Raw genomic sequence first — 16,494 nt, 5'->3', positions numbered from 1 at the left:
GGCTACTCTTTCTCGTCTGACGGGTGATCACTGTTCTGTCCCCGGTCGCCCTCCGGAGCGTCGCCCTTGAGGGCGTTGGTGAAGGCTGCCAGCCACATGCCCGGCTGGGTGGGCTCGGACTCCGGCGCCGGCCGCGGCGCGGGCTCGGCGGGGGCGACCGCCGCCGCGCGGGCGGCCATGCCCAGGGCGCGCCGCCGGCGCTGCGGGAGCCCGTTGGCGGTCTGCGTATCGGCGGCCGGGGTCTCCATCAGCGGCGGCGGGTCGGGCAGCGGACGGCCGGGCTTCTTGCGGACCTTGGGGGGCGGCAGCGTGGCGGCCCGGGCGATCTCGCCGCCGGGGGTGGCGCTGGCGGTCACCAGATCGGTGGGGACGATCAGCACGGCGCGCACGCCGCCGTACGCCGAGGGCCGCAACGACACCCGGAAGCCGTAGTTCTTCGCGAGCCGGCTGACGACGGCCAGGCCCAGGCGGGGGGTCTCGCCCAGGTCGTTGAGGTCGAAGCCGCGGTCCGCGAGCTCCAGCACCGCGTCGGTGCGCCGCCGGGTCTCGTCGGTGAGGCCGACGCCGGCGTCCTCGATCTCGATGGCGACGCCGGACTGGATCTCGACGGCCGTCAGGTGCACCCGGGTCTCGGGCGGGGAGTAACGGGTGGCGTTGTCGAGCAGTTCCGCGGCGGCGTGGATGACCGGCTCGACGCCCGGTCCAGTGATGGCGACGTCGGCGACGGAGTGCAGGTCGACCCGGCGGTAGTCCATGATCCGGGACATGGCGCCGCGCAGCACGTTGTACAGCGGCACCGGGTTCTTCCACTGGCGGCCGGGGCGGGAGCCGCCGAGGACGGCGATGCTGTCCGCGAGCCGGCCGATCAGGGCGGTCCCGTGGTCGAGGTGCAGCAGGTCGCTGAAGACCTCGGGGGTGTTGCCGTGCCGGTCCTCCATCTCCCGGAGGTCGGTGGCCTGTTGGTGGACGATCGCCTGCACGCGTCGCGCGATGTTGACGAACGCCCGGTGGGCCGAGTCGCGCAGGCCCTCCTCCGCCTGGACCGCGTCCACCACGAAGCGGATGACCGCGCGGTGTTCGGCGGCGAACGGCGAGTTGTCCGAGGGGGACGGCGCGACCTCGCGCACCACCTCGTCGGCGGCGGCGCCGACCTGCAGCAGCCGCACCGCCCTCGGCAGCAGATCACTGGCCAACCGCGCGGTGGACGACTCCTGTTGGGCGAGCTGGTGCCGGAGAACGGCCTCCTGTTCCGCGCACCGGCGGCGCAGGGAGTTGATCACGCGGCCACGGCGGGCCGCTTCCGACGAGGTGAGGGCGACCGCCACGGTCGCCGCCGTACCGCACCAGGCCGTCGGGGTACGGACCTCAAGTGGGGCCAGCAGGGCAGCGGTGGCGGTGCAGACCGCCAGCACTACAGGGGGGACCAGCCATATGAGGGAGGAGGCGGGCCGCCTGACTTGAGGTGACGATCCAGTACCAACCATCGAGTTCCTCGGGGCTTGGGGGAATGAGTCGGGAGACGACGTGGGACTTCTGGGGAGGTGTCGCCGCCGGTGCCCGACATGGGGGTGGGGACAGGGCCGAGGTTCCCGGATTCCCCGGCGTCTCCCCGGGTTCGCCGGGGTTCTCCGGTCGCGTCGGCGCGGCGGTCGGCGGCAGCGTGCCGCAGTCGCCACGACCGCTGCGGGAATGGAGCGTAGCCTGTCGCGCGGTCTTGCGGCGCGAAGTTGTCATATTCGCGGAAAGGGCTGACGAGCGAATTCGAAAGGCATCACAATGGCCCCGGGGTCGCATTTTCGAAAACATTTTTGAGTGGCCTGAAAATGCGTTCGGGATGATCGGCGGATCATGCTCTCGGGTGGTCCGTCCGACGAACCCTTCCCCCGGCGTCCGGACGTCCGGCTAGGCTCGCTCCACCACACTCATACGGGAGACACGTCATGACGCGGCAAGAGCACGAACGGCGCCCGTACACCGCCCTGTTCGAGCGCGACCAGGAGGTGGCCGTCGCGGAGCGGGCCATGGCGGCCCTGTGCGGGGAGACGGACGGGAACGGCCCCGCGGCCGGCGGGCTCCTGCTGTTCAGCGGCGAGGCCGGGGTCGGCAAGACGGCGCTGCTCGGCGAGATGCGCCGGCTGGCCGTCGACCGGGGCGGCTGCACCGTGCTCTCCGCCCGCGGCGGCGAGCAGGCCCAGTCCGTCCCCTTCCACGTCGTACGGCAGTTGCTGCAACCCGCCCTGGCGCCCATGGAGGAGCGGCAGCGGCGGGAGATGCTCGGCGAGTGGTACGACATCGCGGGCCCCGCGCTCGGCATCGCGCCGCCGGTCGGCCCGCAGGCCGACCCCCAGGGCGTCCGCGACGGACTCGACTGGCTGGTCACGCAGTTCGCGCTGACGAAGGAGCGGCTGCTCCTGATCGTCGACGACGCGCACTGGGCCGACGCGGCGTCGCTCGCCTGGCTGACGTCCTTCGCCGTCCGGCTGACCGACCTGCCCATCCTGCTGGCCGTCGCCTACCGGCCGGAGGAACTGCCCGCCCACTCACCGGCGTTCGCCGACCTGGTCAAGGGCCGCGGCAACCGCCCGGTCACCCTGCACCCGCTGACCCCGGGCGCGGTGGCCGAGCTGGTGCGCACCGCCATGGGCCGGGACGCCGACGACCCGTTCTGCCGCGAGGTCTGGGCCGTCACCGGCGGCAACCCCTACGAGGCCGTCGAGCTCGTCGCCAAGGCCCGGGACCGCAGCCTGCGCCCGATGGAGGAGTCCGCCGCCCTGCTGCGCGAACTCGGCGCCGCCGCCCGCGGCAGCGGCCTGGTCGCCCGGCTGGAGCGGCTGGGCAACGCGACCACCCGGTTCGCCTGGGGCGCGTCGGTGCTCGGCACGGAGATCCCGGTCCGGGTGGCGGCCATGCTGGCCGGAATGAGCCCGGCCGAGGGCGCCGTCTGCGCCGACCGGCTGCGCGAGGCCCGCATCCTCACGGGCGTCACCGACCTGGAGTTCGTCCACCCGCTCATCGCCACCGCCGTCTACCGGGCCATCCCGGACGCCGCCCGCACGGCCATGCACGGGCTCGCCGCTTGGGCGGTCACCAACGCGGGCCACGGCCCGGCCGCCGCCTCGCGCCACCTCCTGGAGGTCCACCCGGACGGCGACCCCGACCTCGTCCGGCAGCTGCGCGAGGCCGCCCGCGAGCACCTGGCCGTCGGCGCCCCCGAGGCGGCGCAGCGCTGTCTCGAACGCGCCCTGGCCGAGCCGCCCCCGGAGGAGGACCGGGCGGAGGTGCTCTACGAGCTCGGCTGCTCCGCCCTGCTGACCTCGCCGCCGACCACCATCAACCACCTGCGGTCGGCCCTCTCGCTCTCCGGCCTGCCCAAGGACCTGCGCGTCGACGCCACCTACCGGCTCTCCCAGGCGTACGCGCACAACAGCCAGCTCACCGAGGCCGCCGAAGTGGTGGCCGAGCACGCCGTCCACACGCCCGACGGCCCCGGCCGGATGCGCCTCCAGGCCGCCCACTTCCTCTGGAAGGGCATCCAGCTGGAGGAGGAGGGCGCCCACACCCGGTCCCGGGAGATCGCCGGCCTGACCGAGCGGCTCAGCGGACGGGACAACGCGGAGCGGGCCCTGCTCGCCCTGCGGGCCTTCGACGCCATGATCCAGGGCGAGGACGTGCTCCAGGTCATCGAGCTGGCCGACCGCGTCCTGGTGGACGGGCGGCTCGCCGACGGCATGGGCTGGACCAACACCGAGTGGGGCTTCGAACTGCCCAGCATCATCGGCATCACCTACGCCTTCAGCGACCGGCTGGACCGGGCCGAGGAGCTCTTCGGCGAGGCGGTCCGGGAGTTCGAGATCTCCGGCTGGCGCGGTGGACACCTCGCCTTCGCCCACGAGTTCCTCGGCCTCGTCCACCGCAGGCGCGGCGATCTGCGGCGCGCCGAGAGCTTCCTCCGCGACGGCCTCAAGCTCGCCGACCGGCTGGGGCCCGGTGTGCCCATCCAGTGGGACGGCAGCTGTCTGCTGATCGACACCCTGCTGGCCAAGGGGGACGTCGTGGAGGCCCAGGCCGTGGCCGAGAAGTACTCGTTCGGACCGCCCTACCCGCCCGCCATGGTCATGCCGGACGCCGCCTGCGTGGTGGGCCGGCTGCTGCTCGCCCTCGGCCGCACCAAGGAGGCGATCGCCGAGCTGGAGGCGGCGGGCCACCGCCTGGAGGAGCGCGGCAGGCACAACGTGATGTGGGCGCCCTGGTCGCTCGACCTGGCCACCGCCGTGGCGGCCGAGGACCCGGAACGGGCCAAGGAGCTCGCCGACCGGTCCCTCCGGTACGCCATGCGGTTCGGCACCGACACGGCCATCGGGGAGGCCCTGCGCCGGTCCGCGTCCCTCGTCGGCCCGGCCGAGGCACTGCCCCGGCTGGAGCAGGCCGTCCAGCACCTGGTCCGGTCCCCGTGCCGCTACGAGTACGCCCGCGCCCTGGTCGACCAGGGCACCGCGCTGCACCGGGCGGGCCGCGGCGGCGAGGCCGGGGCGCCGCTCCGCGAGGGCCTGCGGCTGGCCGGGGAGTGCGGCGCGGACGAGCTCGCCGGCACCGCCCGCGCCGAGCTCACCGCCCTCGGGGAGGCGCCCGGCACGGACTGAGCCGTACGGGCTGTCCGGGCCCGGCGGGATGTGCCCCCGCCGGGCGCCGGGATGCGATCTCCGCCCCACCGGGGTGCCATGGAAGAAACCACGAGGTGGAGGACGTCATGGCGCATGCGGTGTGGAGCGGTGCCCTCACCTTCGGGCTGGTGGCTCTGCCGGTCCAGATGTTCTCGGCGACCGAGAGCCACACCATCCGCTTCAACCAGCTCCAGCGCGGCACCTCCGACCGGGTCCGCAACAAGCGGGTGAACGAGCGCACGGGCGAGGAGGTGCCGCTCGCGGAGATCGTCAAGGGGTACGACATGGGGGACGACTACGTCGTCGTCGAACCCGGCGAGCTGGACGAGATCGCCCCCGGCCGGTCCAAGGCCCTGGAGATCAGCGGCTTCGTCGACCTGGACACGATCGACCCGATCTTCTTCGACAAGACGTACTACCTGGGCCCGAAGAGCAAGGAGTACGCCAAGGTCTACGCCCTGCTGCACGAGGCGCTGTCCCGGTCGCGCCGGGCCGGGATCGCCACCTTCGTGATGCGCAACCGCGAATACCTGGTCGCCGTGAAGGCCGAGGGCGACATCCTGACCCTGCACACCCTCCACTGGGCCGACGAGATCCGCGACCCCCGCACCGAGATCGGCACGCTCCCGCAGAAGGAGAAGGTCGCCGAGCGGGAACTGGCCACCGCGGTCCAGCTCGTCGAGGCGCTGAGCGTGGACTGGGACCCGGAGACCTACCACGACACCTTCCAGGAGAAGGTCCTCGAACTCGTCCAGGCGAAGCGGGCCGGCGGGACCGTGGAGAAGAGCGAGCCGGCGCCGCGGTCGACCAATGTCATCGACCTCATGGGCGCGTTGCAGGCCAGCATCGACAAGGCCAGGACCGGCACCGGCCGGGCGGCCGCCGCGCCGCCGGAGCCGACGCCGCCCGTCCAGTTGAAGGAGGCGGCCGAGAAGCGGCGCACGCGGCAGGCCGCGAAGAAGTCCGCCGCCGCCGAGCTGGACGGGCTCAGCAAGAGCGAGCTCTACCAGCGGGCCACCGAGGCCGGCGTCCCCGGCCGTTCCTCGATGAGCCGCGAGGAGCTGGTGAAGGCGCTCTCGGCGGCACCGTCCGGCGGCGGCCGGCGCAAGAAGAGGGCGTCCTGAGGGACGGCGCCGCCGTGCCCGCCGCACCCGGCCGTCAGACGGTGGAGATCGAGGGCCACCGCCTGTCCCTCTCGCACCTCGAACGGGTGCTCTTCCCCGCCTCCGGCCACACCAAGGCCCAGGTCCTGCACTACTACGCCCAGGTCGCCCCCATGATGCTGCCGCACATCAGCGGCCGTCCCGCGTCCTTCGTCCGGGCCCCCGAGGGACCGGCCGGCGAGAGCTGGGTCGCCAAGAACCCGCCCCCCGGGGCGCCCGACTGGGTGCCCCGCGCCACCGTCACGCACCGCGACGGGACCACCGAGCAGGTGGTGATCGACTCGATCGCCGCACTCGTCGCGATGGCGAACCTCGGCGCCTACGAGGTGCACGTCCCCCAGTGGACGGCCGCCGCCGGACGCGACGCCCACGACCGCCTCGTCCTCGACCTCGACCCCGGCCCCGGCACCGACCTCGTCGTCTGCTGCCGCGTCGCCGAACGCCTCCGCCAGCTCCTCGACGACGACGGCCTCACCGCCTCCCCCGTCGTCTCCGGCTCCAAGGGGCTCCACCTCTACGCCCCCATCCACCCCGCCCCCGGCCGCGAGGTCAGCGCCTACGCGAAGGCGCTCGCCGCGCGGATGATGGGCGAGCATCCCGGGCTGGTCGTCGTGTCGATGGCCAAGCTGGAGCGGCGGGGGAAGGTGCTCATCGACTGGTCCCAGAACGCGAGCGCCAAGACGACTGCTGCGCCGTACACGGTGCGGTTGCTGGAGGAGCGGCCCGGGGTGGCCGCTCCTGTGACGTGGGATGAGGTGGGGGCTTGCAGGGAGCCGGGGGATTTGGCGTTCACGCCGGAGGATGTGGTGGGGAGGGTGGGGGAGTTGGGGGATTTGTTGGGGGCGTTGGTGCGGGAGGGGGTGCGGGGGAGGGTGTTGTGAGGGGTGCCCCGGTCCCTCCCCTTCGCCGATTCCTGGGGGCAAGCCCCCAGCCCCCTGAAACCGCGCTGCGCGCGGTTGTCCTCAAACGCCGGACGGGCTGAAGTGTGCGCCCGGGCGCGAAATCCAGCCCGGCCGGCGATTGAGGCCGCGCGCCGCAGGCGCGCTCAGGAGGGTGCGGGGGCGCAGCCCCTGCAGAAACGGTGAAATGGGGGTGCCCCCTCTGGGGGAGGGCCCGGGGCTCACTTCCCCCGCACCCACCCCAGCAACTCATCAAGCCCCCACGCAGTGATCACCCGCTCCACCGGCACCCCGCACTCCTCCGCCCGAGCACACCCCAGCACCTGCCAGTCCAACTGCCCCGGCGCATGCGCATCGCTGTCGATGGAGAACAGCACCCCCGTCTCCAGCGCCAGCCGGACGAGCCGCCGAGGCGGATCCAGCCGGTCCGGCCGGCTGTTGATCTCGACGGCGGTGCCGAAGCGCGCGCAGGCGGTGAAGACGAGCTCCGCGTCGAAGACGGACTCGGGCCGCTTGCCGCCGACGAGCCGCCCGGTGCAGTGGCCGAGGACGTCGACCAGCGGATTGGCCACCGCGGCGACGAGCCGCCGGGTCATGCTGTCGGCGTCCATCCGCAGCTTGGAGTGGACGGAGGCCACGACGACGTCGAGCCGGTCGAGCAGCTCGTCCTCCTGGTCGAGGGAGCCGTCGGGGAGGATGTCGCACTCGATGCCGGTGAGGAGCCGGAAGCCGTCGCCGAGCCGGTCGTTGACCTCGGCGACGACGTCGAGCTGCTGCCGCAGCCGCTCGGGGGAGAGCCCGCGGGCGATGGTGAGCCGGGGGGAGTGGTCGGTGAGGACGGCCCACTCGTGGCCGAGGTCGCGTGCCGCGCGGGCCATGACGTCGATGGGGCTGCCGCCGTCGGACCAGTCGGAGTGCAGGTGGCAGTCGCCGCGCAGGGCGGCCCGCAGGGTTTCGCCGCCCGAGGTGAGGGGCCGGCCTGCCTCCTCCTCCAGCCGGGCGAGGTAGCCGGGCAGCTCGCCGCGCAGGGCCTCGGCGACGACGCCGGCCGTCTTCGGGCCGATGCCCTTGCGGTCGGTGAGCGTTCCGGACTCGGAGCGGCGGCGCACCTCGTCCGCGGGCATCGCGGAGATCACGTCGGCGGCCGTGCGGAAGGCCTGGACGCGGTAGGTGGGGGCGCGGTCGCGTTCGAGGAGGAAGGCGATGCGTTCCAGGGCCTCCACGGGGTCCATGACGTGTCCCTCCGGGGTTCAGATCCGTCGCAGGGCGGCCGGCGGCAGGTATTCGCGGACGAGCGTCCGGTGCCACCAGGCCCCGGAGTCGCGCAGTTCGCGCCAGGTGGTGAAGCGGTAGAGGTAGAGCCGGGCGCGGACGTGGGCGGGCGGGGCGTGGGGGAAGGGGTTGTGGCGCAGCAGCCGCAGGGTGTCGCGGTCGCCGAGGAGCAGGCGTTCGACGAACGGTCCGAACCAGTCACTGGCGTAGGCGGGGGAGATCCCGGCGAACCACATCAGCCAGTCGAGCCGCAGATGCCAGGGGGCGAACTGCCGGGGGAGGCGGCGTGGGTCGCCCGGCTTGCCCTTGAAGCCGTACTCCTTCCACTCGGTCCCCGGGCCGAGCGTGGTGTCCGAGGTGCCCTCGACGACCACCTCGTAGCGGCTCCGGTTGACGCTGCCGAAGGCGCCGTAGGTGTTGACCAGGTGGAAGGGGTTGAAGGACATGTTCATGCGCTGGCTCCGGGAGAGCAGGTTGCGCACCGGCCACCAGCTGAGCACGGCGACGAGGACGGTCACCGCGAGGACCAGGACCTCGTACCAGACGGGGGCCGCGGGGGCGGGGGAGTGGCGGGGCAGGGAGAACAGCTCGGCCATGGCGTCGCCGTCGACGGCGGCGAAGGCGAGGACGATGGTCACCCAGTTGAGCCAGGCGAAGTTGCCCGAGGCGACCAGCCAGAGCTGGGTGACGATGACCAGCCCCGCGGCGACGCTCGCCACCGGCTGCGGGGCGAAGAGCCCGAAGGGCACCACGAGCTGGGCGACGTGGTTGGCGGCGGTCTCCACCCGGTGCAGCGGCCGGGGGAGCCGGTGGAAGAACCAGCTCAGCGGGCCCGGCATGGGCTGGGTCTCGTGGTGGTAGTACAGGCAGGTCAGGTCGCGCCAGCAGCGGTCGCCGCGCATCTTGATCAGCCCGGCGCCGAACTCGACCCGGAAGAGCAGCCAGCGGAACAGGAACAGCACCAGGACCGGGGGGTCCGTCCGCGCGTTGCCCAGGAACACCGCCAGGAACCCGGCCTCCAGCAGCAGGGACTCCCAGCCGAAGCCGTACCACGTCTGGCCGACGTTGACGATCGACAGATAGAGCCCCCACAGCGCCGCCCACATCAGCATCGCGGCCCACAGCGGCACCAGGTCGGCCGCACCGGCCACCACCGCGGCGGACAGCAGCGCCCCGCCCCAGGCGCAGGCGGCGAAGAAGCGGTCGGAGTAGTGGAGCCGGAACAGGCTGGGGGCCCCGCGCGCCGGGACGTACGCCAGGAAGCGGGGGACGGGCAGCATGCCGCGCTCCCCGATGAGGGCCCGGAACTGGAGGGCGGCGGAGGCGAAGGCGACCAGGTAGAGAGCGGCGAGCGAGCGCTGGAGGACCAGCCGGCTCAGCCAGTACCCGGATGCCGTGAACCACTCCATGGCCGTCGCACTCCTCGGATCCCCGCGGACCGACGTGTCCCCCTTTCCCCGCGGTTCATGCACCCCCGGCAAGGGGACCTCGCACACCCCTCCCGACCGTGCAGTCACATCGAAGAAACGGGCAAAAGGTGGCAGAGTGAATCTATGGTTGATCGGGGAGCGACGCCTGCCTCCGGAGCGCTGCCGGACGACTGGCCCGCCCGCCCGGAGCTGAGCCTCGCCCTCAACCGCGTCGGCACCTTCGACTGGGATCTCGTCAGCGGGCGGCTCCACCTCGACCCGATCGCCCTGGAGCTCTTCGGCATGCCGCCGGACGACTTCCACGGGAAGATCAGCGACCTCGCGGGCCGGGTGCCCCGGTCCGACGCCGCCCGGCTCGACGCGCTGGTGGCGCGGGCCCTGAAGGACGGCAGCGAGGGCTACGGCGCGTACCACCGGGTGCGGTGCCCCGAGGGGCTGCGCTGGACGTACGCCCAGGGGCACATCGAACGGGACGCCGACGGCCGGCCCCGCCGGATCATCGGCATCCTCCGGGACGCCACCCGGGAGCTCCGGCAGGCCGAACGGCCGGGCGAGCCGAACGGCGACCGCCGCCACCAGACCACCGTCGTGGAGACCATCACCGCGGCCCTCGCCCACGCCAGGACCGTCCAGGACGTCATCGACTTCTTCAAGGACGCCCGGGCCGTGGAGCACCTCGGCTCCGACCTCCTGGTCCTCGGCCTGATCGACTCCGGCCGGGTCCACCTGGTCGCCGAGGGCCCGTCCGAGCACTTCATCCCGGGCACCCGCTACACCCGGATCGACGACAACTTCCCGATGAGCGAGGTCATCCGCACGCTGACCCCCCGCTTCATCGAGTCCCGCGAGGAGTGGGCCCGCTGCTACCCCTGGCTGTGGGAGCGCATCAAGGGCATCGGCATCGCCTCGGCCGCCTATCTGCCGCTGATCGCCCAGGCCAAGCCCATCGGCGCGCTCGGCCTCCTCTACCGGGACGCGCGCGGCTTCACCCAGCAGGAGCGCAACCTCTTCATCGCGCTGAGCAGCAGCCTCGCCCAGAGCATCGCCCGCGCCATGCTCTTCGACCAGGAGCACGACCTGGCCGAGGGACTGCAGCAGGCCATGCTGCCCCGGCGCATTCCCGACGTGCCCGGCGCCCAGATCGCCGTCCGCTACCGGTCCGCCCGTATGGGCCGGGACATCGGCGGCGACTGGTACGACGTGATCCCGCTGCCCGGCGGCCGGGTCGGGGCGGTCATCGGCGACGTCCAGGGGCACGACACCCACGCCTCGGCCGTCATGGGCCAACTGCGCATCGTCCTGCGCGCCTACGCGGCCGAGGGGCATTCCCCGGCCACCGTCATGGCCCGGGCCTCGGCGTTCCTCCACGAACTGGACACCGACCGCTTCGCCACCTGCTCCTACGCCGAGGCCGACCTGACCACCGGGGCGGTGCACATGGTCCGCGCCGGGCACATCGACCCGCTGCTCCGGCACGCGGACGGCACCTGCCGCCGGCTGCCCGTCGCCGGCGGGCTGCCGCTGGGCCTCTCCGCGGAGTTCGGGCGGCTCGACCACCCGGTGACCACGGTGCAGCTCGAACCGGGCGAGACGCTGATGATGTTCACCGACGGCCTGGTGGAACAGCCCGGTTCGGACCTCGACGAGGGCATCCGGCTGCTCTGCGGGCTGGTCGAGGAGGGGCCCGACGATCTGCACGACCTCGCGGACCGGCTGTGCGACGTGGTCGAGGGACGTGTGGGCGAGGACGACATGGCCATCCTCCTGCTGCGCCGGCAGGGCGCCCCGTCCCGCCCGGGCGGACGCCTCCAGCAGCACATCGCCCCCTCGGACCCCGAGGCGCTGTCCGCCGCCCGCCATATGATCCGTACCGCGGTCCGGGCCTGGGGCGTGCGCGAACGGGCCGACGACATCGAGCTGGTGGCCGACGAGCTGGCGACCAACGCGCTGCTCCACACCGACGGCGCGGCCGTGGTGACCATCCGGATGGTTCCCGCGCGGGAGCGCCGGCTGCGTGTGGAGGTCGAGGACAAGTCCAGCGCCCTGCCGCGCCGGCGCGAACCGGGCGAGTCGGGCGTCTCCGGCCGGGGGCTGCTACTGGTGGACCGGCTGGCGGACGCCTGGGGGGTGGAGTCCCGGGGCAGCGGCAAATCCGTCTGGTGCGAGTTCGGCCTCGGCCCGGCGCCCGAGTCCCCGCCGCAGCCGGGGGCGCCGCGGCGCGGCCCCCGGTGACGGGAGGGCCGCGCCGGACGGGACCGCGGGGGTCCGTGACGGGGCTACCGCGTGGGGGCCGGCAGCCCATGAAGGGGTGTCACGTCGTCACATGGTCTTGAAGCTCTTGACGGGGAAGGGGAAGCCGTCCTTCATCTTCGTGCCCCAGTTGAGCGAGAAGACCCGGCCCTTGCAGTTGGTCTTGGAGTACATGTTCAGCATGAACCGGGTGTTGTTGTTGATCGAACGGGCGCCCACCGAGCGGCTGCTGGTGCAGTGGCGGGCCTGCGCCTCGACGCGGCCGTACCGGCCCTTGAAGTTCTCCTTCGACCAGACGCAGATGGAGTCCCGGTAACAACTGCCGGCCGCGGCCTGGGCGGGGGTCGTCATGACGCCCATGCCGATGACGCCGGCCGCGAGGGCGACGCCCGCGGAGCGGGTTATCCGGGCCTTGAGAACACTGCGACGCATGGTGCTTCTCCTTGTTCGGAAAGGGGCGACGGCTGACGCCTTGACGTCGCTTTCACGAACAGGCACGACACAAGCGGAACAAGCCGTCCCCCGACTGACATGTCCACACTCATTGAACCGTATGGAGTGATCACTGGTCACTCCGGCCCCATCCTGCCCACGGAACCCGCTGGTTACCGCCCCTCCGCTTCCGTCCCCACGCGCCCGCGTACGACCGGAGGCCGCCCGGCACCCATATGCCGCGAAGAGGCCAAGGTCACAGCCGCATCCTCTGCTGCCGGGCGCGCCCGACCCCCTAGCCTTCCCCCCATGACGGTCCTGCCCGAAGAAGGCTTCTCCCTGGCCGCCGAATTCCCGGACGCGACCCGCGAGCAGTGGCAGCGCCTCGTCGAGGGCGTACTGCGCAAGACGGGTACGGAAGCCGCCGGGACGGCGGCGGAGGACGCGCTCGCCACCGCCCTCCAGGACGGGCTGCGCACCCGCCCCCTCTACACGTCCGACGACACCACAACGGATCCCGGCCTGCCCGGCTTCCCGCCGTTCGTCCGCGGCGGCCGGCCCGAGGGAACCGCGGTCACCGGCTGGGACGTACGCCAGGCGTACGCCGACCCCGACCCCCGCCGCGCCAACGAGGCCGTCCTGGCCGACCTGGAGAACGGCGTCACCTCCCTCTGGCTCACCGTCGGCCCCTCCGGCATCCCGGCCGACGGACTCGGCACCGCCCTGGACGGCGTCTACCTCGACCTCGCCCCCGTCGTCCTCCACGCGGGACCCGAGTCCGAGGCCGCCGGCCGGGCCCTGCTGCGCGTGTACGAGGAGCGCGGCGTCCGGCCCGGCACGGCACCCCTGTCGCCCGGCAACCTCGGCGCCGACCCCCTGGGCACCCTGGCCCGCACCGGCACCGCCCCCGCCGACCCCGGCACCGACCTGGCGGTCCGCTGCGCCCGTGACTTCCCCGGCCTGCGCGCCCTCGTCGTCGACGCCCTGCCTCACCACGAGGCGGGCGCGTCCGCCGCCCAGGAACTCGGCTGCTCCCTCGCCACCGGCGTCGCCTACCTCCGCGCCCTCACCGCCGCGGGACTGGACATCGACGCGGCCTGCGGCCAGCTGGAGTTCCGCCTGGCGGCCACCGCCGACCAGTTCCTCACCATCGCCACCCTGCGCGCCGCCCGCCGCCTGTGGGCCCGCGTCACCGAGGTCAGCGGCGCGTCCCCGGCCGCCCGGGCCCAGCGCCAGCACGCCGTCACCTCACCGGTGATGATGACCCGTCGCGACCCCTGGGTGAACATGCTGCGCACCACCGTCGCCTGCCTCGGCGCGGGCGTCGGCGGCGCGGACGCCGTCACCGTCCTGCCGTTCGACAGCGCCATCGGCCTGCCGGACGGCTTCGCCCGCCGGATCGCCCGCAACACCTCGTCGATCCTGCTGGAGGAGTCGCACCTCGCCCGGGTCATCGACCCGGCGGGCGGCTCCTGGTACGTCGAGCGGCTCACCGACGAGCTCGCCCACGCGGCCTGGGCCTGGTTCCAGGAGATCGAACGGGCTGGCGGCCAGGAGGCCGCGCTGCGCTCCGGCCTGATCGCCGAACGCCTCGCCGTCACCTGGGAGACCCGGTCCCGGCGCCTCGCCACCCGGCGCGAACCCATCACCGGCGTCAGCGAGTTCCCGAACCTCGCCGAGCAGCCCGTGGAACGGGACCCCGCGCCCGTCCCGCCCGCCGGCGGCCTCCCGCGCGTCCGCCGCGACGAGGCGTTCGAGGCGCTGCGCGCCCGCTCCGACGCCCACGCGGCCACCACCGGCACCCGCCCCCGCGTCTTCCTCGCCGCCCTCGGCCCCGCCGCCGCCCACACCGCGCGGGCCGGGTTCGCGGCCAACCTCTTCCGGGCGGGCGGCATCGAACCCGTCCACGACCCGGTCACCGTCGACGCGTCCGATGCCGCCGAGGCGTTCCGCCGCAGCGGCGCGGCCGTCGCCTGCCTCTGCTCCAGCGACGCGGTCTACGCCGAGCAGGCCGGGGCCGTCGCCGCCGCCCTCAAGTCCGCCGGTGCGCGGCGGGTGTTCCTCGCGGGCCGCCCGGGGGACCGGCGGGACGACTGGCGGCGGGCGGGGGTCGACGCCTTCGTGGCCGCGGGCGACGACGCGGTCGCCCTCCTCTCCTCCGTCCTCGACCAGCTGGGAGTGGCGTGATGCGCATCCCCGACTTCTCCGACATCGACCTGGGACCGGCGGACCCGCGGACGCCGCTCTCCGCCGACGCCGGGCAGTGGCGGGCGGCCCTGAAGGAGAACACCGGCCGGAGCGCCGACGACCTGCTGTGGGAGACCCCGGAAGGGATCGGCGTCAAACCCCTGTACACCGCCGAGGACCTGCACGGCCTGGACTTCCTCGGGACGTACCCCGGCATCGCGCCCTATCTGCGCGGCCCCTACCCGACGATGTACGTCAACCAGCCGTGGACCATCCGGCAGTACGCCGGCTTCTCCACCGCCGAGGAGTCCAACGCCTTCTACCGCCGCAACCTCGCGGCCGGCCAGAAGGGCCTCTCCGTCGCCTTCGACCTGCCCACCCACCGCGGCTACGACAGCGACCACCCGCGCGTCACCGGCGACGTCGGCATGGCGGGCGTCGCCATCGACTCGATCTACGACATGCGGCAGCTCTTCGACGGCATCCCGCTGGACCGGATGAGCGTGTCGATGACGATGAACGGCGCCGTGCTGCCCGTCCTCGCGCTCTACATCGTCGCCGCCGAGGAACAGGGCGTACCGCCCGAGAAGCTGGCCGGGACCATCCAGAACGACATCCTCAAGGAGTTCATGGTCCGCAACACCTACATCTATCCGCCGACGCCCTCGATGCGGATCATCTCCGACATCTTCGCGTACACGTCGCAGCGGATGCCGCGCTACAACTCCATCTCCATCTCCGGCTACCACATCCAGGAGGCCGGCGCCACCGCCGACCTGGAGCTCGCCTACACCCTCGCCGACGGCGTCGAATACCTGCGGGCCGGGCTCGGTGCGGGGCTGGACGTCGACGCGTTCGCGCCCCGGCTCTCGTTCTTCTGGGCGATCGGCATGAACTTCTTCATGGAGATCGCCAAGATGCGGGCGGCCCGCCTGCTGTGGGCCCGGCTGGTCAAGCAGTTCGACCCGAAGAGCCCCAAGTCGCTGTCGCTGCGCACCCATTCGCAGACCTCCGGCTGGTCGCTGACCGCGCAGGACGTCTTCAACAACGTCACGCGCACCTGCGTCGAGGCCATGGCCGCCACCCAGGGCCACACCCAGTCGCTGCACACCAACGCCCTCGACGAGGCCCTCGCCCTGCCGACGGACTTCTCCGCCCGCATCGCCCGCAACACCCAGCTGCTGCTCCAGCAGGAGTCGGGCACCTGCCGGGTGATCGACCCGTGGGGCGGCAGCGCGTACGTCGAGCGGCTCACCCACGACCTCGCCCGGCGCGCCTGGCGGCACATCGAGGAGGTCGAGGCGGCCGGCGGCATGGCCAAGGCCATCGACGCGGGCATCCCCAAGCTCCGCGTCGAGGAGGCCGCGGCCCGCACGCAGGCCCGTATCGACTCGGGCCGGCAGCCGGTCATCGGCGTCAACAAGTACCGGGTGGACAGCGACGAGCAGATCGAGGTCCTCAAGGTCGACAACTCCTCCGTCCGCACCCAGCAGATCGAGAAGCTGCGACGGCTGCGCGCCGAACGCGACGAGACCGCCTGCCAGGACGCGCTGGACGCGCTCACCCGGGCCGCCGGCGGCGACGGCAACCTGCTGGAGCTGGCGGTGAACGCCGCCCGAGCCAAGGCCACCGTCGGGGAGATCTCGGACGCCCTGGAGAAGGTGTACGGACGGCACGCCGGCCGCATCCGTACCATTTCCGGTGTGTACAGGCAGGAGGCCGGATCGTCGTCCGGCGTGGAGCGCACCCGCGCGCTGGTCGAGGCGTTCGAGCGGGAGGAGGGCCGTCGCCCCCGCATCCTGGTCGCCAAGATGGGCCAGGACGGGCACGACCGCGGCCAGAAGGTGATCGCGACCGCCTTCGCCGACCTGGGCTTCGACGTGGACGTCGGCCCGCTCTTCCAGACCCCCGCCGAGGTCGCCCGGCAGGCGGTGGAGGCCGACGTGCACGTCGTCGGCGTCTCCTCGCTGGCCGCCGGCCACCTCACGCTCGTGCCCGCGCTGCGCGAGCAACTGGCCGAGGAGGGACGGGAGGACATCATGATCGTCGTCGGCGGAGTGATCCCGCCCCAGGACGTCCCGACGCTGCTGGAGATGGGCGCCACCGCCGTCTTCCCGCCCGGCACGGTGATCCCCGACGCCGCCCGCGACCTGCTGAAGACCCTCGCCGGGGTCCTCGGCCACGAGCTGTGAGCCGGGTC

General features: G+C 73.1%; 10 protein-coding genes. 6 read left to right on the top strand and 4 right to left on the bottom strand.

Annotation, left to right across the window (positions count from 1 at the left end; translation table 11 throughout):
* Positions 1-2: 2 nt before the first annotated feature.
* Complete coding sequence (locus tag HN013_RS03935) at positions 3-1,484, bottom strand: sensor histidine kinase KdpD (protein WP_171162990.1); 1,482 nt, start codon at positions 1,482-1,484, stop codon at positions 3-5.
* Positions 1,485-1,940: 456 nt separating this feature from the next.
* Here HN013_RS03935 and HN013_RS03930 point away from each other — a divergent pair, with 456 nt between their 5' ends.
* The 3 genes from HN013_RS03930 to ligD all read left to right on the top strand — a co-directional run bounded on the left by HN013_RS03930 (position 1,941) and on the right by ligD (position 6,705).
* Positions 1,941-4,640, top strand: coding sequence for an AAA family ATPase (locus HN013_RS03930; RefSeq protein WP_171162988.1), 2,700 nt, complete (start codon positions 1,941-1,943; stop codon positions 4,638-4,640).
* 107 nt (positions 4,641-4,747) lie between these two features.
* Complete coding sequence (locus tag HN013_RS03925) at positions 4,748-5,785, top strand: Ku protein (RefSeq protein ID WP_171162986.1); 1,038 nt, start codon at positions 4,748-4,750, stop codon at positions 5,783-5,785.
* Positions 5,786-5,799: 14 nt separating this feature from the next.
* On the top strand, positions 5,800-6,705 hold the full coding sequence (gene ligD, locus HN013_RS03920) for a non-homologous end-joining DNA ligase (RefSeq protein WP_171162984.1): 906 nt from the start codon (positions 5,800-5,802) through the stop codon (positions 6,703-6,705).
* 239 nt (positions 6,706-6,944) lie between these two features.
* Here ligD and HN013_RS03915 read toward each other — a convergent pair whose 3' ends face one another.
* Both HN013_RS03915 and HN013_RS03910 read right to left on the bottom strand, forming a co-directional pair.
* Positions 6,945-7,955, bottom strand: a complete 1,011-nt coding sequence (locus HN013_RS03915; protein WP_171162982.1) for a PHP domain-containing protein — start codon at positions 7,953-7,955, stop codon at positions 6,945-6,947.
* Between the two features lie 18 nt (positions 7,956-7,973).
* Positions 7,974-9,404: a lipase maturation factor family protein gene (locus HN013_RS03910; protein ID WP_171162979.1), complete on the bottom strand. Its 1,431-nt coding sequence runs from the start codon at positions 9,402-9,404 to the stop codon at positions 7,974-7,976.
* Positions 9,405-9,548: 144 nt separating this feature from the next.
* On the opposite strand from HN013_RS03910, the gene HN013_RS03905 reads away from it, so the two are divergent.
* Positions 9,549-11,657: a SpoIIE family protein phosphatase gene (locus HN013_RS03905; protein WP_171162977.1), complete on the top strand. Its 2,109-nt coding sequence runs from the start codon at positions 9,549-9,551 to the stop codon at positions 11,655-11,657.
* A gap of 87 nt (positions 11,658-11,744) precedes the next feature.
* Here the strand turns inward: HN013_RS03905 and HN013_RS03900 are convergent, their stop codons facing one another.
* A complete protein-coding gene (locus HN013_RS03900; protein WP_171162976.1) occupies positions 11,745-12,107 on the bottom strand; it encodes a peptidase inhibitor family I36 protein in 363 nt (120 codons plus the stop codon).
* Between the two features lie 309 nt (positions 12,108-12,416).
* Here HN013_RS03900 and mutA point away from each other — a divergent pair, with 309 nt between their 5' ends.
* Positions 12,417-14,294, top strand: a complete 1,878-nt coding sequence (gene mutA / locus HN013_RS03895; RefSeq protein WP_171162974.1) for a methylmalonyl-CoA mutase small subunit — start codon at positions 12,417-12,419, stop codon at positions 14,292-14,294.
* Positions 14,294-16,486, top strand: a complete 2,193-nt coding sequence (gene scpA / locus HN013_RS03890; protein WP_171162972.1) for a methylmalonyl-CoA mutase — start codon at positions 14,294-14,296, stop codon at positions 16,484-16,486. Before mutA ends, scpA begins: the two co-directional genes overlap by 1 nt.
* Positions 16,487-16,494: the final 8 nt, after the last annotated feature.

The organism is Streptomyces sp. I05A-00742, assembly GCF_013055795.1.
GTDB lineage: Bacteria > Actinomycetota > Actinomycetes > Streptomycetales > Streptomycetaceae > Streptomyces.
The sequence above is the reverse complement of the archived record's forward strand: the minus strand, read 5'-3'. Positions and strand labels throughout refer to the sequence as shown.

What these genes read in the sequence shown, in the direction of transcription:
- HN013_RS03935 (WP_171162990.1), bottom strand. Translation starts at nt 1,484, where the DNA reads ATGGTTGGTACTGGATCGTCACCTCAAGTCAGGCGGCCCGCCTCCTCC.
- HN013_RS03930 (WP_171162988.1), top strand. Translation starts at nt 1,941, where the DNA reads ATGACGCGGCAAGAGCACGAACGGCGCCCGTACACCGCCCTGTTCGAG.
- HN013_RS03925 (WP_171162986.1), top strand. Translation starts at nt 4,748, where the DNA reads ATGGCGCATGCGGTGTGGAGCGGTGCCCTCACCTTCGGGCTGGTGGCT.
- HN013_RS03915 (WP_171162982.1), bottom strand. Translation starts at nt 7,955, where the DNA reads ATGGACCCCGTGGAGGCCCTGGAACGCATCGCCTTCCTCCTCGAACGC.
- HN013_RS03910 (WP_171162979.1), bottom strand. Translation starts at nt 9,404, where the DNA reads ATGGAGTGGTTCACGGCATCCGGGTACTGGCTGAGCCGGCTGGTCCTC.
- HN013_RS03905 (WP_171162977.1), top strand. Translation starts at nt 9,549, where the DNA reads ATGGTTGATCGGGGAGCGACGCCTGCCTCCGGAGCGCTGCCGGACGAC.
- HN013_RS03900 (WP_171162976.1), bottom strand. Translation starts at nt 12,107, where the DNA reads ATGCGTCGCAGTGTTCTCAAGGCCCGGATAACCCGCTCCGCGGGCGTC.
- mutA (WP_171162974.1), top strand. Translation starts at nt 12,417, where the DNA reads ATGACGGTCCTGCCCGAAGAAGGCTTCTCCCTGGCCGCCGAATTCCCG.
- scpA (WP_171162972.1), top strand. Translation starts at nt 14,294, where the DNA reads ATGCGCATCCCCGACTTCTCCGACATCGACCTGGGACCGGCGGACCCG.